This window comes from Mycobacterium sp., from assembly GCF_032159565.1.
Classification (GTDB): domain Bacteria; phylum Actinomycetota; class Actinomycetes; order Mycobacteriales; family Mycobacteriaceae; genus Mycobacterium.
The window spans coordinates 1-23,986 of sequence record NZ_JAVHWR010000158.1 but is presented as its reverse complement, the minus strand read 5'-3'; the positions used below and the strand labels follow the sequence as shown (position 1 = coordinate 23,986).

28 protein-coding genes and 2 pseudogenes are annotated in these 23,986 nt (G+C 64.3%); 20 read left to right on the top strand and 10 right to left on the bottom strand.

Annotated features, from left to right (window positions below; all coding sequences use genetic code 11):
* Positions 1-30 precede the first annotated feature (30 nt).
* From QOC76_RS21560 to QOC76_RS21550, 3 genes are read left to right on the top strand one after another with little or no spacing between them, the layout of a single operon-like run.
* Positions 31-1,635: an AMP-dependent synthetase/ligase gene (locus tag QOC76_RS21560; protein ID WP_526360190.1), complete on the top strand. Its 1,605-nt coding sequence runs from the start codon at positions 31-33 to the stop codon at positions 1,633-1,635.
* The gene (locus tag QOC76_RS21555) at positions 1,632-2,561 is read left to right on the top strand and encodes a fumarylacetoacetate hydrolase family protein (protein ID WP_526360188.1); all 930 of its coding nucleotides are present in this window, start codon (positions 1,632-1,634) and stop codon (positions 2,559-2,561) included. Before QOC76_RS21560 ends, QOC76_RS21555 begins: the two co-directional genes overlap by 4 nt.
* A 25-nt stretch (positions 2,562-2,586) precedes the next feature.
* Positions 2,587-3,327 carry an SDR family NAD(P)-dependent oxidoreductase gene (locus QOC76_RS21550; RefSeq protein ID WP_526360186.1) on the top strand — a complete coding sequence of 247 codons (741 nt, stop codon included), beginning with the start codon at positions 2,587-2,589 and terminating at the stop codon, positions 3,325-3,327.
* 62 nt (positions 3,328-3,389) lie between these two features.
* Here the strand turns inward: QOC76_RS21550 and QOC76_RS21545 are convergent.
* Together QOC76_RS21545 and QOC76_RS21540 are read right to left on the bottom strand one after the other, a co-directional pair.
* A pseudogene (locus tag QOC76_RS21545) lies at positions 3,390-3,770 on the bottom strand (PPOX class F420-dependent oxidoreductase).
* Positions 3,751-4,620, bottom strand: coding sequence for a lysophospholipid acyltransferase family protein (locus tag QOC76_RS21540; RefSeq protein WP_526360184.1), 870 nt, complete (start codon positions 4,618-4,620; stop codon positions 3,751-3,753). The pseudogene QOC76_RS21545 and the gene QOC76_RS21540 overlap by 20 nt, the downstream one beginning before the upstream one ends.
* Positions 4,621-4,805: 185 nt before the next feature.
* On the opposite strand from QOC76_RS21540, the gene QOC76_RS21535 reads away from it, so the two are divergent.
* From QOC76_RS21535 to QOC76_RS21500, 8 genes are all read left to right on the top strand, one after another.
* Entirely contained in the window at positions 4,806-5,375 is a 570-nt protein-coding gene (locus tag QOC76_RS21535) for a TetR/AcrR family transcriptional regulator (protein WP_526360182.1), read from the top strand.
* A gap of 197 nt (positions 5,376-5,572) precedes the next feature.
* A complete protein-coding gene (locus tag QOC76_RS21530) occupies positions 5,573-5,740 on the top strand; it encodes a hypothetical protein (RefSeq protein ID WP_526360180.1) in 168 nt (55 codons plus the stop codon).
* Complete coding sequence (locus tag QOC76_RS21525) at positions 5,740-6,693, top strand: SDR family oxidoreductase (RefSeq protein WP_526360178.1); 954 nt, start codon at positions 5,740-5,742, stop codon at positions 6,691-6,693. Before QOC76_RS21530 ends, QOC76_RS21525 begins: the two co-directional genes overlap by 1 nt.
* Positions 6,694-6,698: 5 nt before the next feature.
* The gene (locus QOC76_RS21520) at positions 6,699-7,274 is read left to right on the top strand and encodes a TetR/AcrR family transcriptional regulator (protein ID WP_526360224.1); all 576 of its coding nucleotides are present in this window, start codon (positions 6,699-6,701) and stop codon (positions 7,272-7,274) included.
* Positions 7,275-7,290: 16 nt separating this feature from the next.
* Positions 7,291-8,121, top strand: coding sequence for an enoyl-CoA hydratase/isomerase family protein (locus QOC76_RS21515; RefSeq protein WP_526360222.1), 831 nt, complete (start codon positions 7,291-7,293; stop codon positions 8,119-8,121).
* A 35-nt stretch (positions 8,122-8,156) separates the two neighbouring features.
* A complete protein-coding gene (locus QOC76_RS21510) occupies positions 8,157-9,011 on the top strand; it encodes an SMP-30/gluconolactonase/LRE family protein (RefSeq protein ID WP_526360176.1) in 855 nt (284 codons plus the stop codon).
* Positions 9,012-9,160: 149 nt separating this feature from the next.
* On the top strand, positions 9,161-10,555 hold the full coding sequence (locus tag QOC76_RS21505) for a long-chain-fatty-acid--protein ligase (RefSeq protein WP_526360174.1): 1,395 nt from the start codon (positions 9,161-9,163) through the stop codon (positions 10,553-10,555).
* Positions 10,552-12,045, top strand: coding sequence for an acyl-CoA reductase (locus QOC76_RS21500; protein ID WP_526360172.1), 1,494 nt, complete (start codon positions 10,552-10,554; stop codon positions 12,043-12,045). Before QOC76_RS21505 ends, QOC76_RS21500 begins: the two co-directional genes overlap by 4 nt.
* Positions 12,046-12,081: 36 nt before the next feature.
* On the opposite strand, the gene QOC76_RS21495 is transcribed toward QOC76_RS21500, so the two are convergent.
* The 3 genes and pseudogenes from QOC76_RS21495 to QOC76_RS21485 all read right to left on the bottom strand — a co-directional run bounded on the left by QOC76_RS21495 (position 12,082) and on the right by QOC76_RS21485 (position 13,455).
* Positions 12,082-12,423, bottom strand: coding sequence for an SDR family NAD(P)-dependent oxidoreductase (locus QOC76_RS21495; protein ID WP_526360170.1), 342 nt, complete (start codon positions 12,421-12,423; stop codon positions 12,082-12,084).
* Positions 12,423-12,880: pseudogene (locus tag QOC76_RS21490) on the bottom strand (SDR family NAD(P)-dependent oxidoreductase). The gene QOC76_RS21495 and the pseudogene QOC76_RS21490 overlap by 1 nt, the downstream one beginning before the upstream one ends.
* Positions 12,877-13,455, bottom strand: coding sequence for an NADPH-dependent FMN reductase (locus tag QOC76_RS21485; RefSeq protein ID WP_526360168.1), 579 nt, complete (start codon positions 13,453-13,455; stop codon positions 12,877-12,879). Before QOC76_RS21485 ends, QOC76_RS21490 begins: the two are co-directional and overlap by 4 nt.
* Positions 13,456-13,546: 91 nt before the next feature.
* Here QOC76_RS21485 and QOC76_RS21480 point away from each other — a divergent pair, with 91 nt between their 5' ends.
* Positions 13,547-14,098 carry a MarR family winged helix-turn-helix transcriptional regulator gene (locus tag QOC76_RS21480; protein ID WP_526360166.1) on the top strand — a complete coding sequence of 184 codons (552 nt, stop codon included), beginning with the start codon at positions 13,547-13,549 and terminating at the stop codon, positions 14,096-14,098.
* A gap of 30 nt (positions 14,099-14,128) precedes the next feature.
* Here the strand turns inward: QOC76_RS21480 and QOC76_RS21475 are convergent, their stop codons facing one another.
* Positions 14,129-14,878 carry an SDR family NAD(P)-dependent oxidoreductase gene (locus QOC76_RS21475; RefSeq protein WP_526360164.1) on the bottom strand — a complete coding sequence of 250 codons (750 nt, stop codon included), beginning with the start codon at positions 14,876-14,878 and terminating at the stop codon, positions 14,129-14,131.
* 150 nt (positions 14,879-15,028) lie between these two features.
* Between QOC76_RS21475 and QOC76_RS21470 the strand changes: the two genes are divergently transcribed.
* A complete protein-coding gene (locus QOC76_RS21470) occupies positions 15,029-15,250 on the top strand; it encodes a putative quinol monooxygenase (RefSeq protein WP_526360162.1) in 222 nt (73 codons plus the stop codon).
* 35 nt (positions 15,251-15,285) lie between these two features.
* Here QOC76_RS21470 and QOC76_RS21465 read toward each other — a convergent pair whose 3' ends face one another.
* Both QOC76_RS21465 and QOC76_RS21460 read right to left on the bottom strand, forming a co-directional pair.
* Positions 15,286-16,491, bottom strand: coding sequence for a low temperature requirement protein A (locus QOC76_RS21465; protein WP_526360160.1), 1,206 nt, complete (start codon positions 16,489-16,491; stop codon positions 15,286-15,288).
* Between the two features lie 57 nt (positions 16,492-16,548).
* Complete coding sequence (locus tag QOC76_RS21460; RefSeq protein WP_526360158.1) at positions 16,549-16,824, bottom strand: alcohol dehydrogenase catalytic domain-containing protein; 276 nt, start codon at positions 16,822-16,824, stop codon at positions 16,549-16,551.
* A 383-nt stretch (positions 16,825-17,207) separates the two neighbouring features.
* Here QOC76_RS21460 and QOC76_RS21455 point away from each other — a divergent pair, with 383 nt between their 5' ends.
* The 4 genes from QOC76_RS21455 to QOC76_RS21440 all read left to right on the top strand — a co-directional run bounded on the left by QOC76_RS21455 (position 17,208) and on the right by QOC76_RS21440 (position 20,191).
* Positions 17,208-17,774 (top strand): type 1 glutamine amidotransferase domain-containing protein, encoded by a 567-nt coding sequence (locus QOC76_RS21455; RefSeq protein WP_526360156.1) that lies wholly within the window; start codon positions 17,208-17,210, stop codon positions 17,772-17,774.
* 170 nt (positions 17,775-17,944) lie between these two features.
* Entirely contained in the window at positions 17,945-19,093 is a 1,149-nt protein-coding gene (locus tag QOC76_RS21450) for a zinc-dependent alcohol dehydrogenase (protein WP_526360154.1), read from the top strand.
* Positions 19,094-19,113: 20 nt separating this feature from the next.
* Positions 19,114-19,686: a hypothetical protein gene (locus QOC76_RS21445; RefSeq protein WP_526360152.1), complete on the top strand. Its 573-nt coding sequence runs from the start codon at positions 19,114-19,116 to the stop codon at positions 19,684-19,686.
* A gap of 13 nt (positions 19,687-19,699) precedes the next feature.
* Positions 19,700-20,191: a Dps family protein gene (locus tag QOC76_RS21440; RefSeq protein WP_526360150.1), complete on the top strand. Its 492-nt coding sequence runs from the start codon at positions 19,700-19,702 to the stop codon at positions 20,189-20,191.
* 63 nt (positions 20,192-20,254) lie between these two features.
* Here the strand turns inward: QOC76_RS21440 and QOC76_RS21435 are convergent, their stop codons facing one another.
* Entirely contained in the window at positions 20,255-20,899 is a 645-nt protein-coding gene (locus QOC76_RS21435) for a DUF305 domain-containing protein (RefSeq protein WP_526360148.1), read from the bottom strand.
* Between the two features lie 312 nt (positions 20,900-21,211).
* Between QOC76_RS21435 and QOC76_RS21430 the strand changes: the two genes are divergently transcribed.
* A complete protein-coding gene (locus QOC76_RS21430; RefSeq protein ID WP_526360146.1) occupies positions 21,212-22,264 on the top strand; it encodes a S1C family serine protease in 1,053 nt (350 codons plus the stop codon).
* A gap of 74 nt (positions 22,265-22,338) precedes the next feature.
* The gene (locus tag QOC76_RS21425) at positions 22,339-22,791 is read left to right on the top strand and encodes a DUF1931 family protein (RefSeq protein WP_526360144.1); all 453 of its coding nucleotides are present in this window, start codon (positions 22,339-22,341) and stop codon (positions 22,789-22,791) included.
* A gap of 64 nt (positions 22,792-22,855) precedes the next feature.
* Here the strand turns inward: QOC76_RS21425 and QOC76_RS21420 are convergent, their stop codons facing one another.
* Positions 22,856-23,188 (bottom strand): STAS domain-containing protein, encoded by a 333-nt coding sequence (locus tag QOC76_RS21420; RefSeq protein ID WP_526360220.1) that lies wholly within the window; start codon positions 23,186-23,188, stop codon positions 22,856-22,858.
* A gap of 559 nt (positions 23,189-23,747) precedes the next feature.
* On the opposite strand from QOC76_RS21420, the gene QOC76_RS21415 reads away from it, so the two are divergent.
* Positions 23,748-23,986 (top strand): hypothetical protein (locus QOC76_RS21415; protein ID WP_526360142.1); only part of this gene is annotated, 239 nt, incomplete at its 3' end.

Sequence of the window (23,986 nt, the reverse complement as noted above, 5' to 3'; positions counted from 1 at the left end):
CCCACACACACACGAGGGGAAGGCGCAGCGATGAGCACGGTGGTTCACCACGACACGGCCACCGTCGGCGAGGCGTTTCTGGCGATGGTCGAATCCCGCGCCGATGCGCCGGCGATCCTCAACGCCGATCTCGAAGTGGTGCTCTCGTGGCGCGATTACGGCACTCAGGCCCGTCGCGTCGCGACGGGCCTCGCCGCGCTGGGATTGGGCCATGGGGACACGCTCGGGCTCCTGCTCAGCAACCGGCCCGAGTTCCACGTTGCCGATGCCGGCGCGCTACTCCTCGGCGCCACGCCCTTCTCGATGTACAACACCTCGGCGCCCGAGCAGCTCGCCCACTTGGTCGCCGACGCCGACTGCCGAATCGTCGTCACGGAGGCGGCGTTGGTTGACGGGCTGCTCGCCGCGCTTGAGCGCGGTCGCGGCGCCGTAAACCACGTCATCGTCGTCGGATCGGACTCGTGGTTTGAGTTGCTGGACTCCGACGAACTGGAGCATGCCGCGGCCGTAAAGCCAAGCGACCTCGCAACGTTGATCTACACGTCGGGCACGACCGGGCCACCCAAGGGCGTCGAGCTCACGCACGCGAACATCCTCACCATGGCCGCCGAGATGGGCACGCTGGTCGGAATTCAGCCGGGGCAACGCACGATCTCCTATCTGCCGATGGCCCACATCGCCGAGCGCGTGTGCACGCACTACCTGCCGATGACCGCGGGCTTCAGCGTGGTGTGCTGCCCGACCCCAAGCGCGGTCACCGAGTTGCTCCCGCGGGTGCGCCCGCACTTCTTCTTCTCGCCCCCGCGATTGTGGGAAAAGCTGCAGGCGTCCATCGCGGCCGATGTCGCGGCCGGGATCGACCACGAGGAACTCCGTCGTCGCCTGGGCTTCGATGACCTCACGGCAGCGGTGACGGGCGCCGCGCCGTGCCCGCCCGCAGTGATCGAATTCTTCGACGCGATCGGGATCCCGCTACGGGAGGTCTACGGCCTCTCGGAGACCACGGGCGTCGTCTCATTGGCAGCCGCAAGCGACGTCCGCCCCGGTACCGTGGGACCACCGTTGCCCAGCGCGCAGGTGAGGTTGGCCGAGGACGGGGAGCTTATGGTCCGGGGGCCGCTGCTGATGGCGGGTTATCGCAACCGGCCGGAGGCGACCGCCGAGGCGATCGACGCCGATGGCTGGCTGCACACAGGCGACATCGCCCGCATCGAGGCCGACGGGCACCTGCGGATCGTCGATCGCAAGAAGGAGCTCATCATCAACGCCGCCGGAAAGAACATGTCACCCGCCAACATCGAGGCACGGCTGAAGGAGGGCAGTCCGCTCATCGGCCAAGCGTGCGCGTTCGGCAACGCGCGGCCGTACAACGTCGCGCTGATCGTTCCTGATCCCGCCGTCGCCGCTTCGTACGCGACGGATGCCGAACTTCAGGCCGAGGTGCAGGCAGGTGTCGAACGCGCCAACGCACGGCTGGCGCGCGTCGAGCAGATCAAGCGATTCGCGATCCTCGCCGAAGACTGGCTGCCCGATTCCGACGAGTTGACGCCGACGATGAAGCTCAAGCGCCGGCCGATCGCACAGAAGTACGCCTCGCAGATTGAGGCGCTCTACACGACAAAGGAGACGAAATGAAGCTCGTGAGTTACGGATTCGGTGCCGGCGTGAGCGCAGGAGTCGTCGTCGACGACCACGTGGTCGCGCTCAGCGCGCTTGACGGTGCCCCCACCGACGTCACGGCCGTACTGGCGGCCGGTCCTGATGTCACCGCAGATGTGGCCCGTAAGGCCATCAACGCCCGGCCGCGGACGCCTCTCTCGGAAGTCGTTCTGCACGCACCGATTCCGGCGCCGTCGAAGTATCTGGCCATCGGCTTCAACTTCACCTCGCATCTCGCGGAGATTCAAGAGGCGGCGACGCAGCCTCAGTACGCCGAGCAGATGGCGCGCTTCAAGCATTTGCGCGAGGCGTTCCCAGACCAGAAGCTGCCGACGTTCTTCAATAAGCAGGTTTCCTGCATCACCGGTCCCTACGACCCGATCCTCGCGCCGTACGACTCGCCGATGCTCGACTACGAGGGAGAACTCGTGGCGGTCATCGGAAAACGGGTGCGGCGCGCCGATGCCGCCACGGCGCTTGCGTCCGTCGCCGGCTACACAGTGGGCAACGACGTGTCGGTACGTGACTGGCAGCAAGACACTCCAACCATGTGGCCAGGAAAGAGCTTTGACACCCATGGGCCCATTGGGCCGTGGGTCGTCACCGCCGACGAGGTGGATCCCGCCGGTCTCGGTATCCGCACGTGGGTCGACGGCGAGCTGCGCCAGGACGGCTCCACGAAGGAGATGGTCACCGGGATCGGCGACATGATCGCGGCGCTGTCCCGCGTCTGCACGCTGGAGCCCGGCGACCTCATCGCCACCGGAACGCCCGGCGGCGTCGGCGTGTTCTCCGGACGGCTTCTACGGCCCGGTCAGCGGGTGCGCGTCGAGATCGAGGGTATCGGCGCCATCGAGAATCCCGTGGTCGCGGAGCCCTCCCCCACCAGCCAGCAGGGCTGAAATGGGAATACTTGACAAGAAGGTCGTGCTGATCACCGGCACCGGAGGAGGTCTGGGTCGCGTCGCGGCGCAGACCTTTGCGCGAGAAGGTGCAAAGGTTGTCGGGTGCGACATCAAGGTTGATGCCAACGACGAGACGGTCGAACTCTTACGTCGCGCCGGCGGTGAGATGACTGGCATCGCGCCGATCGATCTCACCGACCCCGAACAGGCGCGGAAGATGGTTGAGGATGCCGTTGCCGCCTATGGCGGGATCGACGTGGTCTGCAACAACGCGGGCATTCAATACTTCGGTCCGATGCCCGATTTCTCTATCGATGACTGGCGGGCGACCATTACTGGCGAACTCGACCTTCCCTTCTTCGTGTCGAAGTTCGCATGGCCACACCTGGTCCGGCGCGGTGGCGGGGTCATCATCAACATCGCGTCCCACGCGGGCATGATCGCCGCAGAGACGCCCCCGTGGGTCGGGCACGCGGCAGCGAAAGCTGGCGTCATCGCCATGACGCGACAGTTAGCGCTTGAAGGCGCGCGCCATGGGATCCGTGCGGTGACGATCAGTCCCGGGCCTTTCCTGACCCCGGCCGCCGACCGCGACCTCGGCGACAACCAGGCGGCCCGGGGCGCGATAACCAGAAAGACGCTTCTCAAGCGGTTCGGTCAACCCGAGGAGGTCGTGGAGCTCGCGGCCTTCATCGCTTCTGATCGGGCGTCTTACATCACAGGCGTCAACTACCCGGTCGACGGCGGCGCGACCGCTTGGTAGGCCACATGGCACTTGAATGAAAATCGCTCTGGGAGAAAACCCCGGTCCAGCCCGAGCGTCAACTACACGGCCTTGATCTCAACTCCAACGCTTTTCTTGTCCACCCCGCGCAGCTTTAGGTATACGTCGAACAGTCGGCCGATTGGCCCGTAGCGCTTCGTGATAGCCCGCTGCGCATCCGCGGCCTCCGCCTTGTCAAGGACCTTCGCCACTGCTTCGACCGGCTCACGCTTGGGCCGCCCGCGCATGTCGCACGCCGCGACGGTGACGCGCGGAGTGTTACGGATCCGCTTGACCGTCCACGAGTCTTCCTCCGTGTGGACGAGCACGCGGTCGCCGTCGGGAGCGACTCAGACGGCGGTCGGCTTGGGCCGGCCATCCTTGGTGAAAGTGGTCAGCACGATGTAGCGAGCCTCGGATACCTCAGCGAATGTGGGAGCCATGGTTCACGCCGCCTTTCAGTTCGGCTGGCGGTTGGGTCGCAGTGCGCCAGGAGAGCGGGTTCAGCCCCCGGTAGGGGTCGCCGTTGCGGATGGCCAGGAGGTCGGCCAGGGTCTGCTCCAGTGATTCCTGGGTCTTCTGCTTGACGGTGGGGACCCATTTCTCTTCGGACACCCGTGTGGGTTTGGTGGTGTCGATGGGGGCAGCGAAGCGCAGATACATTCGCTGCGGCCGGGGAATCAGGGTGGGACCGATCCCATGCATCAGCGGTACTGCCATGTCGGTGCGACCGGACAGTTTCGCGGTGAGGCCCTGGCTCAGCCGCCCCCACCGACCCTCGCGCGTGGTCAGGCTCTGGTAGACGTCGTCGCCGCCGACGAGACCGACGGGCACGATCGGATAGTCGTTCTCGACCGACAGGCGGGCGAAACCGGACCGGCCGTGCCACCGCAGGGTGTTCTCCTCACCCTTGAACTTGGGAATCTCACGGCCACCGCCGGGAAAAACCAGAATGGGTTCGTTGTGGCGCATCAACTCGCGTGCGGTCTCCGGCGCCCCGACGACAACCCCGCAGGCAGCCAACAAATCACCGGCCGGGCCGCGCATCCGGCCCATGCCACGGTCGGCCAGGGGCCGCACCCGCATGCCGATCGCGCGCCACACCAGGTACGGGATCAAGAATGCCTCGGCACCGCCCTGGGTGTGGTTGCCCACCAACAGGAATCGTCCATCGCGGGGCAGGTTCTGCAGCCCGTCGACGTACGGCTGGTAGAGGTCGACGAGCGGTCCGACCCGATCGGCGACGGTCTCTGCGACGCGGCGCCAAGCCCGGACCCGCCGGGGCTGATTCATGATGGCGTCGATGTTCACCGTAACCGCCGATCCAGCCATGAGGCAGACGGGCCGCCCCGCGGCATCCCCGCGATCACTGGGTCCACTACACCCGCTTGACCCATCGAAACCTCCTGGCATGTCATAGCTTCAAACTGATGCCGCCACGCTACCAAACGAACTAGTTCGTTTGTTACGATTCTCCTGTGAGAAACACGACCCAGCTGCGCGGCGAAATCCTGGCGGCCGCCCGGACCGAGTTCGCCCAGTACGGGCTGGCGGGCGCCCGGATCGACCGCATCGCAAGATCCGCCGAGGCGAGCAAGGAACGCCTCTACGCCCACTTCGGCGACAAGGAGGCCCTCTTTCGCGAAGTGGTCGCTGCCGATGTCGCCGAGTTCTTCCGTGCGGTCACGCTGCGCCCCGACACCGTTCCCGACTTCGTCGGCAACCTCTACGACCTGGCGCGCGCACGGCCCGAGCATCTGCGCATGTTGACCTGGGCACGTCTGGAAGGCCTTAGCCTCGACGAACCCCGTGCCGACGGCGAACCCATCCCCGCCCAGACCATCGCTGCGATCGAAGCCGCCCAGGCCGGCGGCCACGTCGACCGTGCCTGGCAGCCGAGAGACCTGCTGGTCATCCTCTTTGGAATCGGCCTGGCCTGGGCGCACTGGCCCGACCCCCACGCCCTGACTGACGACCCCACCCTCGTCGCGCGCCGCCGCGCCGCCGCCGTCGAGGCTGCCACCCGCATCATCGCCACCGCGATCTGAGCAGCGCCGGTATCGAACGGGGGGCTTTCGTACCGCATTGATCGTGATCCGGCCGGGGGGACTGGGCCTTCACGGCTGCCTTTTGATTCCAGCCAGCGTCATCGAGTTAACCCGCGCTTCCTGCATAAAACTGCACAATTGCGGTTAACTGCAATAACTTGCTAGTGTGAGGCGGCCGCAACAGGACGGGGCTCTGGATGAGCGTCAAGCAGCGGACATCGCCGACGGTGTCGCAGTTCACGATGGGCATCTATTCCCCGTCGCTGAAATCTGAACTCCACCAAAAGCTCCCGCTGTTCGGCGCGCAGCCGCTGACGAGCTTGGGCAATGCGTGCCGCATCCCGATCGTTTCGGTGCAGGCGTAATGGAAACAGCCACCGCGCTCCAGCTGGTTGACGGTGTCGATCTGACCGGAAAAACATGTGTGATCACCGGCGCATCAGCTGGGTTGGGCCGAGAATCGGCCAGGGCGCTGGCCGCGACCGGTGCGCATGTCGTGCTTGCGGCGCGTAATCGCGGCGCACTCGCCGAGACCGAGGAGTGGATACGTGCGGACGTCCCGAACGCGCACACGTCGACGGTCCAGCTCGACCTGACCTCGCTGGGCAGCGTTCGCGCGGCGGCGGCGACGATTGTCAACATCACCCCTGTGATCCATGTCCTGATGAATAATGCCGGAGTGATGTTCACGCCGTTCAGTCGGACGTCTGACGGCTTCGAAATGCAGTTCGGGACAAACCATCTCGGGCATTTCGAACTCACCCGGCTGTTGGTCTCGCAGCTCCTCGCTGCCGGCGGTGCGCGGATTGTGATTCTTTCGTCGGACGGCCACCTGATGAGTGACGTGGACCTCGACGACCCCAACTGGGAACGGCGGGAGTACGACAAGTTCGTCGCTTACGGGGCTTCGAAGACCGCCAACATTCTGCACATGGTCGAACTGGACCGGCGACTGCGCGACGGCGGCGTCCGCGCGTACGCGGTGCACCCCGGCGTGGTCGCAACTTCACTGGCTCGGCACATGACGCGCGAAGACTTCGCGAAGCTGAGCCGGTACGCGACCATGGAACGCGAAGCGGCCAAGGAGGTCATCGACGTGCGGCACGACTTCACTACGCCCGACCACGGGGCGGCCACTCAGGTGTGGGCCGCCGTGAGCCCAGAACTGGCGGAGGTCGGATCCGTGTATCTCGCTGACTGCCGGATCCGAGAGGACGTCGCGGCGCACGCTGTTGACCAGACGCATGCTCTCCGGCTCTGGGAATTGTCCGAGGAGTTATGCGGCAACCGTGCCTGCTTCGCAGGGGCGCGGCCGTGAACAGAATGGACCGGCGCAAGATGGAGGTCCGCGACCGGATACTCGGAGCGGCATTCGACGCATTTCTGCTCCAGGGCGTCTCTGCCACCACCATCGAGGACATCTGCGAACGGGCCGACGTCGCGAATCGCACGTTCTTCAACCACTTCCCAACGCGGCAGGACATGATGCGTGCCCTCGCCGAGCGCCGCCTGCTCAACCTCCATGACGTGATTTTCGATCGGTCGACCGAACCGATCCCCGCGAGGCTGATCGGGGTTTTCGACGACATCGCCGCTGCGCTCGTCAAGTCGGGCGACAACTACCGCGAGCTGATTGGCGAGATGCTGGGCAGTGCCGGTTACGGGATTCAACGTGGCTTTGCCCTGCACGAGACGTTCCTGGAACTCGTCAAGGACGGCGTCGCCCGCGGCGAGGTCGGCGTCCGTCACGACGCCCAGACCCTCGCCGACATCATCGTCGGTGCGTTGACGGGCGGGATCGTCAATTGGACTGCGGACAGCACGTATTCGCTCGAGACGGGCCTCCACGACCTGGCCGTGGCGCTGGCCGACCTGTTGGTGGGCGAGGAGGATGCTTGACGATCTCGGTGCGCTGATGTCACCGGACCTGACAGTGACGATCAGCGACGGCGTCGCCGTGCTGACGCTGAACCGGCCCGACCACCTCAACGCCTACACCGGTGAAATGGGAGCGCTGTTGGGCCAGGCCTACCGCAGCTGCGACGAGGACGACGACGTGCGGGCGATCGTGCTCACGGGTGCCGGGCAAGCGTTCTGCGCGGGCGCGGACTTCTCCGGCGGCGCTAATCCCTTTGACTCACCCGGCGACGCCGCGCGCTTCTCCGCGTCGCCGATCGACCCGGCAGCGTTCGAATTGCGCACTCCGGTCATTGCTGCGCTCAACGGCCACGCCATTGGAATCGGACTGACGCTCGCGTTGCAGGCAGACATCCGGATTGTCGCTGCGGACGCCAAATACGGTGTCGTTCAAGTGCGTCGGGGAGTGATCGGCGACTGCATGTCGCACTGGATACTGCCCCGGCTGGCCAGTGCTGCTGTCGCAGCGGAAATGCTGCTGACCGGCCGGACCTGCGACGGCATCGAGGCGGTGGCACGGGGCATCGCCACTCGCGCGGTGCCCTCGGGCGACGTGGTTGATCACGCGATGGAGATCGCCCGCGATATCGCCGTCAACGTGGCACCGATGTCGGCGGCACTGAGTAAGCGGCTGTTGTGGGAGAGCCTGAACAACGGGTACTCCGCACGCGAAGTCGCCTGGATGGAGACCCAGCTGCATCACCGTGTCATGGGCCGGGACGACGCCCGCGAAGGTGTCGCGGCCTTTCTGGGCCGACGCGCCCCACGGTGGAGCGCGTCGGTTTCTCGTGACTGGGATGAGCTGCCGCATCCCCCAGCAGTCACATGACCCAGGGATGATCGAGCACCCGAAAGGACTGTGGGATGCACATCGACCTCCTCGCCGGGGAACTCGGCTTCACCGAAGGGCCAGTGTGGCTTGACGATCACAGGATTGCGTTGACGTCCATCAGTCACGGCTGCATCTACATCGTCGACCCATCCGGTGGAGCAACCGAGCGTATCGAGACCGGAGGCGGACCCAACGGTTTGGCCCGCGGCTCCAACGGCACCCTCTTTGTGGCACAGAACGGGGGAGCGTTCGGCGCCAGCGGCCCCGCGCAACCCGGCGTGCAGGTGATCACGGATGGGCGGGTGGAGTATCTGGTGACCGGCCTTGGCGCGCCCAACGACTTGATGTTCGGGCCGGACGGGCGACTGTGGGTCACCGACACCCGCTGTGAGATAGATCCAGTGTCGCCAGGGGATGGTCTACCGGGACAAGTGTGGGCTGTCGATGTCGCCACCGGCCACACCGAGCTGATCGTGGCCAGCGGACCGGTGTTCATCAACGGGCTGGGCTTCACCCGCGACGGACGCACGCTGCTCGTCACCGCCACCCTCGCAGCCGAGTTGCTGGCCTACCAGCTCGCACCTTCCGATGCCGCCTCGTGGCGCCAACCGCGTCTGGTGCACACCTTCGACACCGGCTGGCCCGACGGGATAGCGGTCAGTGCGCGAGGTGAAACCTGGGTGGCATTGACCGCCGCCGACCGCGTCGATGTCATCAGCGATGCCGGTGAGCGCACCGCCGGCATCACGCTGCCCCCGGGTTCGCTGCCCACCAATATCTGTATCGGCGGCGGACACGCGGATGAGCTGTTCGTCACCGCTGCGCACGCCGAGTCGCTGCTGCGTATCCGCCTCGACGAACGCGGTGATCCCCGCCTGATGTCATAAATGCATATAGCTGCACTCTTGCGGTTGTCTGCATTCGCTCGTACCGTGTGGTGGTGTCGAAGGCGCTGTGAGCGGCGACCCGACCCCGGCAGAGGACTGGAGAGCAAATGAGCCTGACAGAGCAGTCAGCACCCTCGGTAAGGGACTTCATGGACGACCCCATCGGGTTTTTCGGAGAGTCGCTGACCCAGATGCACAGCATCCCTCGCGCTGAGTTGGAGGAACTCCAGCGAAAGGCGATGGGTATCCGGTTTCAGCAACACCGCGAGAGCATCGAGATGCTGCGCAAGCTCGCCGACCGGCTCGACATCACCGAACTAAGCGATCTCAACGACGTTGTCCCGCTGTTCTTCTCGCATACTGCATTCAAGTCCTACCCCGCAGCGCTGATCGACAACAAGCGCTTCGACCTGATGACCAAGTGGCTGGACAAACTCACCAGCCATGACTTGTCCGGTGTCGCTACCCAGGGTTGCAACAGCATCGACGAATGGATCGACCGGCTCGACGAGCAGACGCCGTTGGAAGTGATCACGTCCAGCGGAACGACCGGCACGCTGTCGATCCTCCCGAAGGACAAACGCGGCGCGCGCGAGGGCATGGTGCTCTGGAAGATCTGCCTATTCCAGACGTTTGGCGTCGAACCCACCGCGGAGCAGCTCAACCCGGCGGTGGAGGTGATCTGGCCCAACTATGCGGGCGGCAAGCTGGGCCACCTGCGCATCGCGAACATGCTCAAGGGCGGTTTCACGGGCGGCGACGAGAGCAGGTTTCACGCCCTGTACTCCGATTCGATCGACACCGATCTGATGTTCCTGGCGTCCAAGATGCGCGCGGCCGCGTCTCGGGGGGAACTGGACCGCCTGGTCGTCGATCCGGCGCTGGCGGCCCGCAAAGACGAGTTCATCGCCATGCAGATGCGACAGCCCCAAGAACTCGACGTGTTCTTCTCCGAGATGTCCGAAAAACTGCGCGGTAAAAGAGTTTTCATGATCGGGACCTACAACCTGATGTACGACGTCGCCAAGGCGGCCCTTGAGCGCGGCATCAAGGGCGTATTCGCCGAGGACTCCGTGATACTCACCGGTGGCGGCTCGAAGGGATTCGTTCTGCCCGATGGTTACCTGGACACCATCCGTGAGTTCCTCGGCGTCGACCGGGTCCAGGAGGGTTACGGCTTCTCCGAACAGAGCGCCTTCCACTTCGCCTGTACCGAGGGCCGCTACCACGTTCAACCATGGGTCATCCCGTTCGTCCTGGATCCAGAAACCAGCCAGCCGCTGCCACGCGAGGGCAGACAAACCGGCCGTGCCGCCGTCTACGACCTCCTACTCAAAGCCCATTGGGGCGGAGTCATTTCCGGCGACGAGGTCACCATCGACTGGGACTTGGTCTGCCCGTGTGGCCAGACGAGCGTGGCTTTCGAGCACGACATCGTCCGCTACAGCGAGAAACGAGGTGTTGAGGACGATCGCATCACCTGCGCTGCGACGCACGAGGTCCACAACGAGGCCGTGAACTTCATGAAGGAATTCGAGTCGTGAGCGCGGCATTCACCGTTCCGCTGTTCCTGCGCGGCCAGATCATCACCGACGAACTGGTGTCTTTCGGCATCCGTGGCGGCGGGGCGGAGTTTCAGAGCCCCGACATGAGTAAGTACGTCGACCGCCTTCCGCTGGCGAGCCCGATGGAGATGGCGGACCTCTACGACATCGGCTTCGACGAGATCCTCGACGTGCTGGAGGCCGTCGGCGATGCGCTGGTGTTCGAAAGGAACGCCCACCTGCAGGAGGCGTATGAGGCTGCGATACTGGCGAATCCACTGCCGGCGGTGATGCTGATGAACAGCTATAAGATTCTGCAGCCGCTTTTCGCGAGGGCCAACGTGCTCGAGGTCGCCGACAGTCAGGTCGGTCTCGACTATCTCAACGGGTGGGTTCCGCAGCGCCTCGCCGACGGTCGTGAACTGCGGGTGCGAGCATTCGGCTCACGGGTGCTGCACATTCCCGCCGGAAACGGCGGGCTCGTCTCGGCGGTCACCATTCTGCGGTCGGTCATCGCCCGTTGCGACACCATCATCAAGGCGCCCTCGAACGACCCGCTGACCGCAATGGCCATCGCACGAACCGTGGCCGACGTCGCGCCCGATCACCCCATCACCAAACACCTCGCGGTCGGCTACTGGAAGGGCGGTGATCTCAGCGTCGAGGAGAAGCTGTATCAGCCGCAGCACATCGAGAAGATCGTCGCGTGGGGAGGGCTGGCGTCGGTCAAGCACGTCACCCGCTACATCCAGCCGGGGCTGGAGTTGATCGCCCTTGACCCGAAGCGCAGCGCGACCATCATCGGGGCGGAGGCATTCGAGGACGAGGCCACCATGCGCGACGTCGCGGGGCGCGCGGCAGTCGACATCGGTGTCGCCAATCAAGAGGGCTGCGCCAACGCCCGGGTGATCTACGTGATGAGCGGCACCGACGCCGCAGGCATCGCCAACGCCAACCGCCTTGGCGAAATGATCTATGAGGCGCTGATCGGACTGCCCGAGTTCATCAGTACCCCTCCGCTGCATCCCAGTCGCGAGCTGTTCGAGCACCTCGAAGCCTCACGCATGACCGAAGACTGGTACCACGTGATCGGCGGCGAACACCGCGAGGGCGCGATCGTCGTGTCCCAGTTCGATTCCCCGGTGGACTACTCGGCGATGTTGTCCGGTCGCGTCGCCAACATCGTGCCCGTCGACGGCCTCGACAAGGTCACTGCCGCGGTCAATGCCTACACCCAGACCATCGGCATCTACCCCGAAAGCCTGAAACGCCAACTGCGGGATCAGCTTCCGTTGTTCGGCGCCCAACGACTCACCAGCCTCGGCTACGCCTGCAACGTCGCCATCGCGATGCCACAGGACGCCATCGAACCCATTCGCCGCATGTGCAAGTGGATCGTGGACGAAGAATGTGACCCCGAAGTGGTGATTCCGCTCTGGCGGCTAGGAGTGGCTCCCGCGGGCCCCGACGCTGATCTGGCGCAGGTCTAGCCGGAGCGGGCAGATCCACACCCGCGGTGTAAGGGCTCACGTGAAGTTGGCGCCGCCGTCGACGAGGATGGTTTGGCCGGTGACGTAGGCGCCGTCGTCGGAGAACAGGAACGCGACCATCGCTGCGAGGTCCGCTGGGACTCCGAGGCGATTTGACCGCACCGATGCGAGGATCTCGTTGCGGTATTCCTCGGTGGTATTCGCCAGCGCCGCTCCGGTGAGGATCACGCCGGGTGCGACGGAGTTGCATCGCACGCCGTGCTTGCCGCCGAGCGTGGCGGTGTGGCGGGGCCCAGGCCGAGCGCCATGATGAACATCAGTGAGCCCATAAAGTCCCGCCTTGGCCGATTGGTAGGCGACCCGCGTGTCTTCGCCCATCACACACTGGTCGACATGGTGTTGACGATGGCACCGCCGCCTTGGTCGATCATGATGGGCAGCGCGTGGCGGATGCCGTACATGTAACCGCTGAGGGTGACATCTATGGTGTGCCGCCACACCTCGAGCGACACCGAGAGCACGTCCGTGTCTTGAGCCAACGTGGCGGGCGAGAGGTCGGCGGCCACGTTGAACAGGCCGTCGAGCCTTCCGAACTCGTCGACCGTGACGGCGACAAGCTCCTGGTAGGACGCTCGTCGGTGATATCGAAGGAGCGAGCAATCGCCTTGCCGCCCAACGCCTTGATCTCGTCGGCGACTGCGCGAGCGGCTGACTCGTTGAGGTCTGCGGCCACCACGGACGTGCCCTCCTCAGCGAGGCGGATGGCAGTCGCCGCGCCGATGTTTCCCGGCGCCGCGCCGGCGACAAGGGCCACCTTGCCCTGCAGTCCTCTCATTGCGCGACATCCTTGCGAAGAGGCTTGAGCGCGCCGGCCCAGGCTTCCAGTTGGTCGAACATCACGGTGGCCGCGTCGTCGTGGATCGCTGCGACGGGACGGAACGATGAGAAGTTCTCGAAGTCGGTGAACATCGAGAACGACAGCTGCTGGCGCACGTGTGCGATCTGTAGCTCGCTGCATATCAATCGGAGGTGCTCGACCGCGCGGGCTCCGCCCACAGATCCGTAGCTGACGAAGGCCGCGGCCTTGTTGGTCCACTCGGCGTAGAGGTAGTCGATCGCGTTCTTGAGCACACCGGAAGTGGAGTGGTTGTACTCGGGCGTGACGAAGACATATCCGTCGTAGGGCGCGATCGTCGCGGCCCAGGCCTTGGTGTGCTCGCGGGCGTACTGGCCCAGCATCGGCGACATCGGCTCATCCATATGGGGTAACGGGTGGTCGGCCAGGTCGATGAGGTCGTAGTCGGCGTCAATACGGGCTTGCGCCTTGTCCAACACCCAGTCGGCGACGGCCTTGCCGTTGCGGCCCGGGCGGGTGCTTCCCAGGATTATCCCGATCTTCAACTCGTTCACAGCAGTCCTTTCGGCGGTGGCTCAGTTGAACGTTCATGTCACGATAGTCCGATTGACTTGAACATTCAAGTGAATCGGTTAGAATCCTTCAATGGCGCGATCCCCCAGGCAGGCCACGGCCGCAACCGCCCCGAAATGGTTGACACCGGCACAACTCGAGGCCTGGCAGGCCCTCACTCTGATGCTCGCCCGGCTACCCACGGCGCTGGAGGCGCAGCTGCAACGAGACTCCCAGCTCAGCTACATCGAGTACTACGCACTTGCCGCATTGTCGGAGCGGCCCCAGCGCACGATGCGGATGAGCGAGCTCGCCGTGCTCACCAACGCCGAGCTCTCGCGGTTGTCCCACTTGATCACGCGGCTGCAAAAGCGTGGCTATGTGCGGCGCGAACCCGATCCCGTTGACGGCCGCTACACCAATGCCGTACTCACCGACGCCGGCTATGACCTCGTCGTCGCCGCAGCCCCTGGCCACGTCGCGGCTGTGCGCGAGCTTGTCATCGACGCATTCGACGACACCGCGCTGGCAGCCCTGCAGAACAGCGCCGAACGGATCAACGCCCGTATCGACGACCCTCGCCACAACTTCAGCCGCGAGGCCACCGCCTCCACGGACATTTCAGCAGAGAACTCGACGCGGTGAAAGAACTTCCCGGCAAGCGCTCGGGCGGCATCAGACCTGTGCGTGACCGCCGTCGACGAAGAACTCGATGCCGTTGACGAAGCTAGCCTCGTCGCTGGCCAAAAAAAGGGCAGCGGCGGCGATTTCGTCGGGTTCGCCGATGCGGCCCAGCGGTACGCCCTGTGCCATCAGTCCCATCACCTGCTCTTCATTGCCGGGCAACCCTGCCAGCAGGCCGGGCGTCTTGGTCGCCCCGGGACTGATTGCGTTCACGCGCACGCCACGGCCGGCCAGATCCAGTGCCCAGCCGCGGGCCAGGTTGCGCACCGCCGCCTTGCTGGCGCCGTAGATGCTCTGGCCGGGCACGTCGATCCGCGTGCTCACCGTCGAGGCGATCAGGATGATCGATCCCTTATCGGTCAGCAGCGGCAGGGCCTTCTGAACGGTGAAGACCACGCCCTTGACATTAGTTCCCAGCGTTTGGTCGACCTGCTCTTCGGTGATCTCACCGAGCGGCGCGAGCACTCCGCTGCCGGAATTGGCCACCACGATGTCCAGGCTGCCCGCCCGGTCACGCACGGTGGTGTAGAGCCGGTCGAGATCATCGAGGTTCGCCGAGTCGGCGGGCACAGCTTCCGCACCGGAACCGATCTCAGCGACCGCGGCGTCGAGAACCTCTTTGCGTCGGCCGGTGATGAACACGCGCGCACCCTCGGCGACGAACCGTTTGGCGATGGCCAGTCCGATGCCGGTACCGCCGCCGGTGATGACGGCAGTCTTGTTTCGCAGTGCGTTGCCCATGCGAATCTCTTCCCATATCGACGGGGGACATACCGGCCCAGGTAATCCCGGCCGTCTTGTATGGCACCTTCCAGAATGATAGGCGTTCTGGACTGCATGGTCAATAACCTGTTACCGCGATGTACACGGCACGGCCTGGGATCACTTGACGTGGGCCGCTGGCTCAAGCCATTGCCGACTGGCGTCTTTCCATGGTTAGCGGTTCGGTTCGGCCCGTCGACGTTCGGCATCATCGACGCGTTCCCGGACGAGGCGGCACGCGAGACGCATCTTGGCGGCCCCGTTGGAAATGCGCTCGCGGAGAAAGCCGACGAGCCCTTCGCCTCGCCACCCGACATCAGCAATCTCGACGTGGTCGCCAACAAGCTCTGACGCCGTGGTCTGACCCGGTAGCGGATTGTCTTGCCTCACCGCACGATTCCCGCTCTGCCGGTGCCTATCTGGGGTCGCCGCCACAGCTCCCATGCGAGTCGCAGGACTCCGATCGCGGTGAGTATGGTCAGCGACAAGACGGCCGGGACAGAAGTCGCCACCGGAAACGCCAGGAGGCATGCGGCGGCGGCGAGGAGCCGATCGACTACGAGCTGATGGTGGTCGCGCCATCGGTAGGCCACCTCGCCGGCGTAGAACAGCGCCACCCCACCGGTGAGGGCGAGGGCGGGCAGCGGCGCCAGCGGCTCACCGATGTGTTCTATCGACACCCGTGCCCCGACGGCGAAGAAGATGATCCCCGCGACGAGCGGCAGGTGCAGGTAGCTGTAGGCGTCGCGCGCCAACCGTGGACGATCGACAGCGGATGTTCGCTGCATACGTGCTTCGGCGCCGGCGGTGAGGCCGAAGTAGGTCCACCATAGGGTGGCCGAGATCAGCACCCCGAGAACGACAGCGCCGAGGACGCGGGGATGGTGCAGGTCTTCGGTTGCCCCCGCTCCCAGCTCGACGATCGTCTCGCCCAGCGCGATGATGATGACCGAACCGTGGCGCGCGACGAAATACGAAGGCACGACCCGAAGTTCGCTGATTCGGGCTATCAGGGGACTGCCGAAGTCGATCGCCGCCGCCGCAACCCACAGCAACTCACGGTAGGGGGACGCCACAAAGGCGGCGGCAACGATCAAGACCGGCCCGACGAGCAGACCCGGCATCAGTCGGCGGATCGCCGACGCCAATTCAGCCTCGTCGTGGGATGAGGAGGCGATGAACATACCCGCGTTGATGAGGCGGACGGCGAGCAATGCGAGCCCGAAAACGAGGGCCCCGGTGGTGAATGCGGTCGGCAATGCGATCACCGCGATGAGCATCGCCGCCATCGCGACGATGATCAGAGTCGTACGGATCACCTGCGCCGTTTCGAACGTGTTGGTCAGCCAGGCGTAGCACACCCACGCCCACCACAGGGCGAGCAGAGCGAGCACACCCCGGCCGAAGCCCTGCCAGGAGATGTCGCTGAGCATCAAGTGGGTGACCTGCGACATCGCGTACACGAACGTGAGGTCGAAGAACAACTCCAGGTTGCCCACCGACCGCCCATTCGTCTCCCGCGACTCCCGCGAATCGTCGGTGTCGGGCTTGCGGCCGGCCGATCCCCCGGCGTCGTCGTCGTCGACCGTCATCGTCGACCGGTGGTCATGATCATCGCCCGTCGCAGCGGAGCCGGTTGGCGCATCGCTCTATGGGTGGAGGACGACCTTCGTCCATTCGTTGTCACGGGCATCGAAGTGTTGATAGCCCGACGGGGCCTCGTCGAGCGCCAGTTGGTGGGAGACGATCCATGACGGCTTGGCCACTGCACTGCCGACCTCGGCGACGACGCGCATACTCTCATGACCGAGCACCATGCCCGGCTCAAGATCGGTGCGGCCCTCGTACATGTGCAGGTCCGACCCACAGATATTGGTGGTAGTGATCTTGACCAGCACGTCGGGTCGGGTGCTTGATCTTGGCATCCGGAACTTCTTTCACCACGACCTCACGCGGTCCGCCGTAAACAACTGCTTTCATTCGATTACCCTTGCTATCTGGTCCCGTTCTGATCCGTGCTCGCTCTCCTCGTAGTCTGCGATGCCAACGGGAGCCGGGGAGTGCGCTACCGAGCCGAATCTTCGCGGCCAAATTCGTCCCCTGAGTACAAGCGGCGGGCACCGGACAGCTGACCTTTGAGAAGCGGGCGACCATACCGGCCCTGGCTGATCCTGCCGGGAGGTCCCTGACCCGCCGGGGTGAATGCCGACCCGCACATTCAACCCAGCGGTAGCAGGAAATCGACGGTTTTAACGCCTAGCGTCGGGTGCTACCCACGACAGCACGAATCAACGGACGAGGAGTCCGCATGGCGAATAGATTGCAGGGCAAGAGGATTGCGATCCTGGCGGCGGACGGCGTCGAACGCGTCGAGTTGCAAACCCCTCGCGAGGCGGTGCAGGACGCCGGCGGGGAGACCGAACTGTTGTCATTGAAGTTGGGTGAGATTCAGGCGCGCAACAACGACCTCGACTCAGCAGGCACGTTCACCGTCGACCGAATGGTCGCCGACGCATCGGTCAACGACTACGACGCATTGTTGCTGCCCGGCGGGACGGTGAATCCCGACAAGCTTCGCATCGACGACACCGCGGTTTCGTTCGTGCGTGACTTCGTGGGGTCGGGAAAGCCGGTGGGGGTGATCTGCCACGGCCCGTGGACGCTCGTCGAGGCCAATGTGGTGGAAGGCCGAACCCTGACGTCGTATCCAAGCGTGCGTACCGATCTGCGCAACGCGGGTGCCGACGTCGTAGACCAGGAGGTCGTCATCGACGGGAATCTGATCTCCAGTCGGTCACCCGACGATCTGCCCGCATTCTGCAGAGCCATAGTCGATGAGTTCGCCAAGACCCCGGCGGCCGCATCGGGACGCTGAAGTTGCCGTCCTGCGCATCAGCGGGCAGACGAAGCGGGCGGCAGGCTGCGGCGAACACCACCGCTCGTGCCGAAGGCCAGATATCCGTTCATCTTTTAGCCACCTCGGGCCTGTTTCCACCAGATTGTCCGGGGTATGCGGCGCTAACCATCCATCCGGCAGGAGACGCTATGAAGGCGATGACGTACCGCGGTCCCTACAAGGTCCGCATTGAAGAGAAGGACATTCCGGCGATCGAGCATCCCAATGATGCGATCGTGAAAGTGCAGTTGGCGGCGATCTGCGGATCCGACTTACACCTCTATCACGGCTTGATGCCGGACACCCGGGTCGGCCACACCTTCGGCCACGAGTTCATCGGGGTTGTGGAGAAGGTCGGTTCATCCGTGCAGAACGTCAAGCCGGGCGACCGGGTGATGGTGCCTTTCAACATCTACTGCGGATCCTGCTACTTCTGCGCCAGGGGTCTCTACTCCAACTGCCACAACGTGAACCCGAACGCCACCGCGGTGGGCGGAATCTACGGCTACTCGCACACTTGCGGTGGTTATGACGGCGGCCAGGCCGAGTTCGTGCGGGTGCCCTTCGCCGACGTCGGTCCTTCGGTGATTCCCGACTGGATGGAAGACGAAGACGCGTTGCTGTGCACCGATGCACTGTCGACGGGGTACTTCGGCGCACAGCTCGGTGACATCGTCGAAGGAGACACCGTCATCGTCTTCGGTGCCGGGCCGGTGGGGCTTTACGCGGCGAAGAGCTCCTGGTTGATGGGCGCCAGCCGGGTCATCGTCATCGACCACATGGAGTACCGGTTGGAGAAGGCCCGCAGTTTCGCGAACGCTGAAACCTACAACTTCGGCGAATACGGCGACATTGTGGTGGAGATGAAGAGGGCGACCGATTTCCTTGGTGCCGACGTGGCGATCGACGCGGTCGGCGCGGAAGCGGACGGCAACCTGCTGCAACACGTGACCACGTCGAAATTCAAGATGCAGGGCGGATCCCCCATCGCTCTCAACTGGGCGATCGATTCAGTCCGCAAGGGCGGGACCGTCTCGGTGGTCGGCGCGTACGGGCCGCTCTTCAGCGCGGTGAAGTTCGGCGATGCCATGAACAAGGGTCTCACCATCCACACCAATCAGTGCCCGGTGAAGCGGCAGTGGCCGCGACTCTGGTCCCATATTCAGAACGGCTACATCAAGCCGAATGAGATTGTCACGCACCGTATCCCGCTCGAGCACATCGCCGAGGGTTATCACATCTTTTCCTCCAAGTTGGACGACATCATCAAGCCGGTCGTTCTCGTCAACCAGAACTGAACAACCCAAGGAGAACCGATATGACTCAAACATCAGAGCGCGTACCCGCTTACACGCCAGATCACCCCCCGGTGCCCGGCAGCGACGAATTACGAGCGCGCATTCCGGGGTGGGGCGCTGATCTGAACAAAGAGGACCGACCGTCTGTTCCCAAGCTGAAGTTCCTGGAGACCGGCGCCCATTGGGACTTTCCCGAACGGCAGCCCGAGAAGTGGCCGCGGGAGCGGTCCGTCGAGCATCGCTTCCTTACCCCCGTGTTCGGAACCGCGCAGCCACCGAGCGGGGTGTCGGGCGCCATGCGTAAGTTCGCATACAAGTTCAGCGAGGGCCGCGCCGCGCACTGGATGATTCTGCTCTACGCCGACCGCGTCGACGCCGGCGAGCACCACCTCCGCTCGCTCCTGACCTTGCGTCCGGACAACCCGATCACCGAGACCGGAATCAAGGCCGAGTTCACCCACAACGGCATCCGGTCGCGGTTTGGCCGGAAGCGGGTCGACGTAAAGCACATGTGGGTGGATCCGATCATCGTCGCCGGCCCGTGGATCCTCACCATCTATTTCATGAGAAAACTACTCAAGCGCAACAAGTAAGGGAGGAGTCGTAATGGCAGCCTCAAACCGCCGGTCGCCGGATCAGGTACGTGAATTCGATTCCCCGACAAAGCTGTCCGAAAGCCTGCAGCAGGTCCTGATGGATCTGATCGAGTTGCACCTGCAGGGCAAGCAGGCGCACTGGAATCTAGTCGGTACCAACTTTCGCGATCTGCACCTGCATCTCGACGTGGTGGTCGACATCGCCCGCGAAGCCAGTGACACCATCGCCGAACGGATGCGCGCCCTGAATTCCGTTCCCGACGGTCGAACCGACACGGTGGTGGCTTCGACCACACTGCCGTCCCTGCCGGGTGGCGAGTACAGCACGGGTGAAGCCGTCGACCTGATCACCAACAGGATCTACGCCGCGGTCGACACGATGCGCTCGGTGCACGACGACGTCGATGAGGCCGACCCGTCAACCGCGGATCTGTTGCACGCGATCATCGACTCGCTGGAGAAGGCGGCGTGGATGCTGAAATCGGAGAACCGGAAGGTCTGAACACAACCTCGGGGGCATGGTGTTGTCGGCGCGACGCGGCCCGAAAGTCTGCCCGCGATCTCGCTACATTGAGGAAAGAATGCGATTCATGGTGTCGATCTCCTGCTGCTGGATGCTGGCAATCGACCGTGCCATCGCGACCGCCGCAGGATACTGACCTTCCTCGATTTCGGTCTGCGCCAGGCTGATTGCGCCCTCGTGGTGCGCGATCATCTGCGTCAGGAACAACGTGCTCGCGTCGGCGCCGTTGGCCTCTCTCAACACGTCCAATTCTCGCTTGGACAGAATGCCGGGCATGCTGCTCTGTGCAGGCATCTGCACGTCGCCCGGCGCCGTCTCCGGCATGGGTGGATTGCCCCAGTGATTGAGCCAGTCCTGCATCTGCTGGAGCTGCGGACCTTGCGCTGCCCTGATCTTGTTGGCCAGTTCCGTCACGCGGGAATCGATGCCCTGCTTGGCCGAGACGATGTCACACATTTCGATCGCCTGCTGGTGGTAGGGAATCATGTGGCGCACGAACCAGACGTCGGCATTGTTGTGCGCATCAGTGTCCGCTGCCGGCGTCGTGGCCGGTGCGGTGGCGGTGGCCGACGTCGTCTGCCCCGCCGAATTCTCACGGCCGGTGTCGGAGTTGGTGCAGGCTGCCGAGATGACCAATACCGTCACGGCACCAGCGCCGATCAATGTGGTTCGTTTCCACACCCCCATCTGAGCCCCCGTCTTGACCTAGCCCCGGGTCACATTCCACACGCAGGCCGGAACCAGAACGTGGGCAACGTTGCGCTGACTCACCATTCGGGCCATCTCCATCACCCTGGCACTGCGTGGATCGGGTTTCTTCGGCCTGTCAGGCCAGGTGCTTGTATGCGGCTTCGGACTGACAGGACCGTGTCGATCGCCGCGTTGAGGTGCGAAGGTTCTCATATAAGCGGTCGCGTCGGTGACGCGCTGGTGTGACCCGAGGCCGGGCTGCGGTAACCGGCACTGAGGTTATTGAGTGGAGACGGAGGCGCTGAGCTGATGCACCCATCGTCGACCGTACGGTCTTGGGTTTGGATACTGCGGCTGCTCGCCGTGACGGTCACCTTTCTCGCCGCATGCAGCAGCTCGACCAACTCGGGCTCGACCGGCACCTCCACGGCACCCACCAGCTCGACGGCCCCGGTCACGACAGCGGGGGCGGATTTACCGGCACTGGTCCGACGGGTTGAGCCCTCGGTGGTCACAGTGCTCACCGAGCGCGGCTTGGGCAGCGGCATTGTCTATAAAGCCGACGGCACAATCGTCACCAATGCCCACGTGGTCGCCGGGGCGCAGGACGTCACCATAGCCCTCGCCGACGGGCAGCAGGTGCCGGGCAAGGTTCGTGGCACGGATGAGGTTGCCGACGTCGCCGTCATCCAAGCCAACCGTAACGACCTGCCCGCTGCGAAGTTTCAGAAGCCGCTGCCGCAGGTCGGTGAACTCGACGTCGTCATGGGCAGCCCGCTGGGATTCGAGGCCACAGTCACATCCGGCATTATCTCGGGACTACACCGCCAGATCCCCGGGTCGGCTGCCACCGGCGCACCGCTGGTAGACCTGATCCAGACCGACGCCGCCATCTCGCCGGGTAACTCTGGGGGTGCGGTACTCGATGCGCAAGGCGAAGTAGTCGGGATGAGCGTGGCCTACATTCCGCCGACGGCGGGTGCGGTGGCCCTCGGGTTCGCGATCCCGGCCGCGACCGTCGTCGACGTCGCCGACCAGCTGCTGGCCACCGGAACGGCCCGCCACGCGTATATCGGTATTCAGCCCGCCACCCTGACCCCAGAAATCGCGCGGCTGCTGGGAATCAACCGCACCAGTGGTGTGGTCGTCATGCAGGTCGAAACGCCAAGTCCGGCAGCGGAAGCAGGCATCCAACCGGGCGACATCATCACCAGTTTCAACGGCCGGGACACCGCGACGGCCGAGGACCTCATAGCGGCACTTCGCGGAACCAAACCTGGCGACCGCGTCCAGTTGACCGTGCTCCGCGGGGACAAGACCCAACAGATCACGGTCACAGTCGCAGAGCGCGCCCCTACCTAGAGCCGAACGACAGTGCCAACGTTGAGTAGTGGCTCACCCGGGCCGATCTGGATCTCTTCGAGCGGAGGTATCGAGTGACCCATCCGTCGGGTATTCCAGTATTCGAACGGTTCTTCCGCTCGGTCGCAAGCATCGATATCGACAAAAACGACGTACGTCGCTTCCGGGACTTCATCGACGAGAAGATCGATGACATTGCCATCGCTGGGCGCAACTCGGCCAAGGCAAACGGGCGTGACGTGATTGAGCCGCAGGACCTTCCGATCACCAAGGGCGTTCAGGAGCGCATGCGCGAATTCGACAAGCTAGAGGAAGCCGACGAGATCCGCGAGCTGCTGCGCGAGGTGGTTCGACAACCGCCTGGCGACGTTACGTTCGCTGAGGACACCGATCAACTGCTGCCAGAGTTGTTCGGCGGGTTGAGTGTCGCGCTGGCCCGTTCGTTCGGCGTACTGGACCCGACAATGTCCAACCCGTCGACTGAGCATTGGGATCGGGTGTTCACGCTATTTCGGCTGGTGTACTGATGTCCGGCGGTCCCTCGCTTGCTGTGACTGACCGGGGCGACCCGTACGACGCGCTGCGCAGCGATCAGCGTGGGTCATGTACCGCCTCGCTGACTGACGAAAAGACATCGAATAGTTCGGTCATCTGTTCGGCGGCGAGAGCAGCGCGGACTCGACCTGCCTCCCCGTCAACCAGACAGAACGCGTGATCCGACTCGCCGGCGACCGCGGCGGCGGATGCGAGAGCATGGACGCCGATGGCATCGATGCGTGTGACTCCGGATAGGTTCACTATCAATCGTCTTGGCGCACGCGACAGTTGGTCGACTAGGGTCCGCTGCATCGCTGCGGCGGCGGCGTCGCCAATCAAGTCGCCCATCAGGTGTACGACGGTGTCGCCGGGCGCCAACCGTCTCACGTTGATGGCGATCGAATGTGCTCGCCTTCCCTGGCCGTCTTGGCTCACGTCGCCTCCCGCGGACGTAATCCGGTTAAGTGAAAAACACCGCAGTAGTCGTGAGATATCCGTAAAGCGCCCGTATGACGTCCGTTTCGCGTCCCTGTAGTGGGGCCCGAAGGGACGGCCGAGGAACCGGCACGACAAGATCGATGCCAGGTCCTCGGTTCGCTTTGTGGATAGGTGATGGGGGGTGGTTCGTTTGACGGGCTGTTTGGCCAGGTCCGTAGTGGGATGATGGTTGTCTACCGCTGGTACCACGGGCTGGTACGACGGGGGAGCGTCGCGGTGGGGAGTTTTCTGGTGCTGCAATTTGTCGGCACGGGATGTCCCATCCGGTAGCGCGTATGCACGCGTGTCCGCCGCCAGATCGTATTGGTTCGTGTCCGGACAGGCTGGTGCACATGGTGGAGTACGGGTACGTCCCGGTGTGGGCGCCCCAGTGCTATCCGGCAACGAGTTCGCAACGGCTACTCGCCGTGGGTGTCGAACGCTGGCCGGGTCGCCAGAGATCTGCTGGGTGGTTGCGGGGTTGGTGGTGTGGCTGCTGTCGGGGTCGGTTTTCGGGGTGGGGGTTGGTGTGAGCGGCGTTTCGGCTGGTGCGGGTGACGGGGTGGTGGCGGCGGAAGCGATGTCGTCGAATTTGGCTGCGTTGTCGCGGATTGAGTGGGATGACCGCGACGCGACGGAGATTTTGCGGGTGGCTGCCGAGGCGGTGGGCACGGTGTCGCCGTGTCGGGTGGAGGCGTGTTTCTGCGC

Excerpts from the sequence above, each read along its gene's own strand:
- QOC76_RS21560 (WP_526360190.1), top strand. The coding sequence starts at position 31 with ATGAGCACGGTGGTTCACCACGACACGGCCACCGTCGGCGAGGCGTTT.
- QOC76_RS21515 (WP_526360222.1), top strand. The coding sequence starts at position 7,291 with ATGTCACCGGACCTGACAGTGACGATCAGCGACGGCGTCGCCGTGCTG.
- QOC76_RS21450 (WP_526360154.1), top strand. The coding sequence starts at position 17,945 with ATGAAGGCGATGACGTACCGCGGTCCCTACAAGGTCCGCATTGAAGAG.
- QOC76_RS21530 (WP_526360180.1), top strand. The coding sequence starts at position 5,573 with ATGAGCGTCAAGCAGCGGACATCGCCGACGGTGTCGCAGTTCACGATG.
- QOC76_RS21510 (WP_526360176.1), top strand. The coding sequence starts at position 8,157 with ATGCACATCGACCTCCTCGCCGGGGAACTCGGCTTCACCGAAGGGCCA.
- QOC76_RS21465 (WP_526360160.1), bottom strand. The coding sequence starts at position 16,491 with ATGACGGTCGACGACGACGACGCCGGGGGATCGGCCGGCCGCAAGCCC.
- QOC76_RS21520 (WP_526360224.1), top strand. The coding sequence starts at position 6,699 with ATGGACCGGCGCAAGATGGAGGTCCGCGACCGGATACTCGGAGCGGCA.
- QOC76_RS21440 (WP_526360150.1), top strand. The coding sequence starts at position 19,700 with ATGGCAGCCTCAAACCGCCGGTCGCCGGATCAGGTACGTGAATTCGAT.
- QOC76_RS21460 (WP_526360158.1), bottom strand. The coding sequence starts at position 16,824 with ATGCCAAGATCAAGCACCCGACCCGACGTGCTGGTCAAGATCACTACC.
- QOC76_RS21540 (WP_526360184.1), bottom strand. The coding sequence starts at position 4,620 with ATGAATCAGCCCCGGCGGGTCCGGGCTTGGCGCCGCGTCGCAGAGACC.
- QOC76_RS21475 (WP_526360164.1), bottom strand. The coding sequence starts at position 14,878 with ATGGGCAACGCACTGCGAAACAAGACTGCCGTCATCACCGGCGGCGGT.
- QOC76_RS21495 (WP_526360170.1), bottom strand. The coding sequence starts at position 12,423 with ATGGGCGAAGACACGCGGGTCGCCTACCAATCGGCCAAGGCGGGACTT.
- QOC76_RS21455 (WP_526360156.1), top strand. The coding sequence starts at position 17,208 with ATGGCGAATAGATTGCAGGGCAAGAGGATTGCGATCCTGGCGGCGGAC.
- QOC76_RS21525 (WP_526360178.1), top strand. The coding sequence starts at position 5,740 with ATGGAAACAGCCACCGCGCTCCAGCTGGTTGACGGTGTCGATCTGACC.
- QOC76_RS21505 (WP_526360174.1), top strand. The coding sequence starts at position 9,161 with ATGGACGACCCCATCGGGTTTTTCGGAGAGTCGCTGACCCAGATGCAC.
- QOC76_RS21445 (WP_526360152.1), top strand. The coding sequence starts at position 19,114 with ATGACTCAAACATCAGAGCGCGTACCCGCTTACACGCCAGATCACCCC.
- QOC76_RS21555 (WP_526360188.1), top strand. The coding sequence starts at position 1,632 with ATGAAGCTCGTGAGTTACGGATTCGGTGCCGGCGTGAGCGCAGGAGTC.
- QOC76_RS21435 (WP_526360148.1), bottom strand. The coding sequence starts at position 20,899 with ATGGGGGTGTGGAAACGAACCACATTGATCGGCGCTGGTGCCGTGACG.
- QOC76_RS21430 (WP_526360146.1), top strand. The coding sequence starts at position 21,212 with ATGCACCCATCGTCGACCGTACGGTCTTGGGTTTGGATACTGCGGCTG.
- QOC76_RS21480 (WP_526360166.1), top strand. The coding sequence starts at position 13,547 with ATGGCGCGATCCCCCAGGCAGGCCACGGCCGCAACCGCCCCGAAATGG.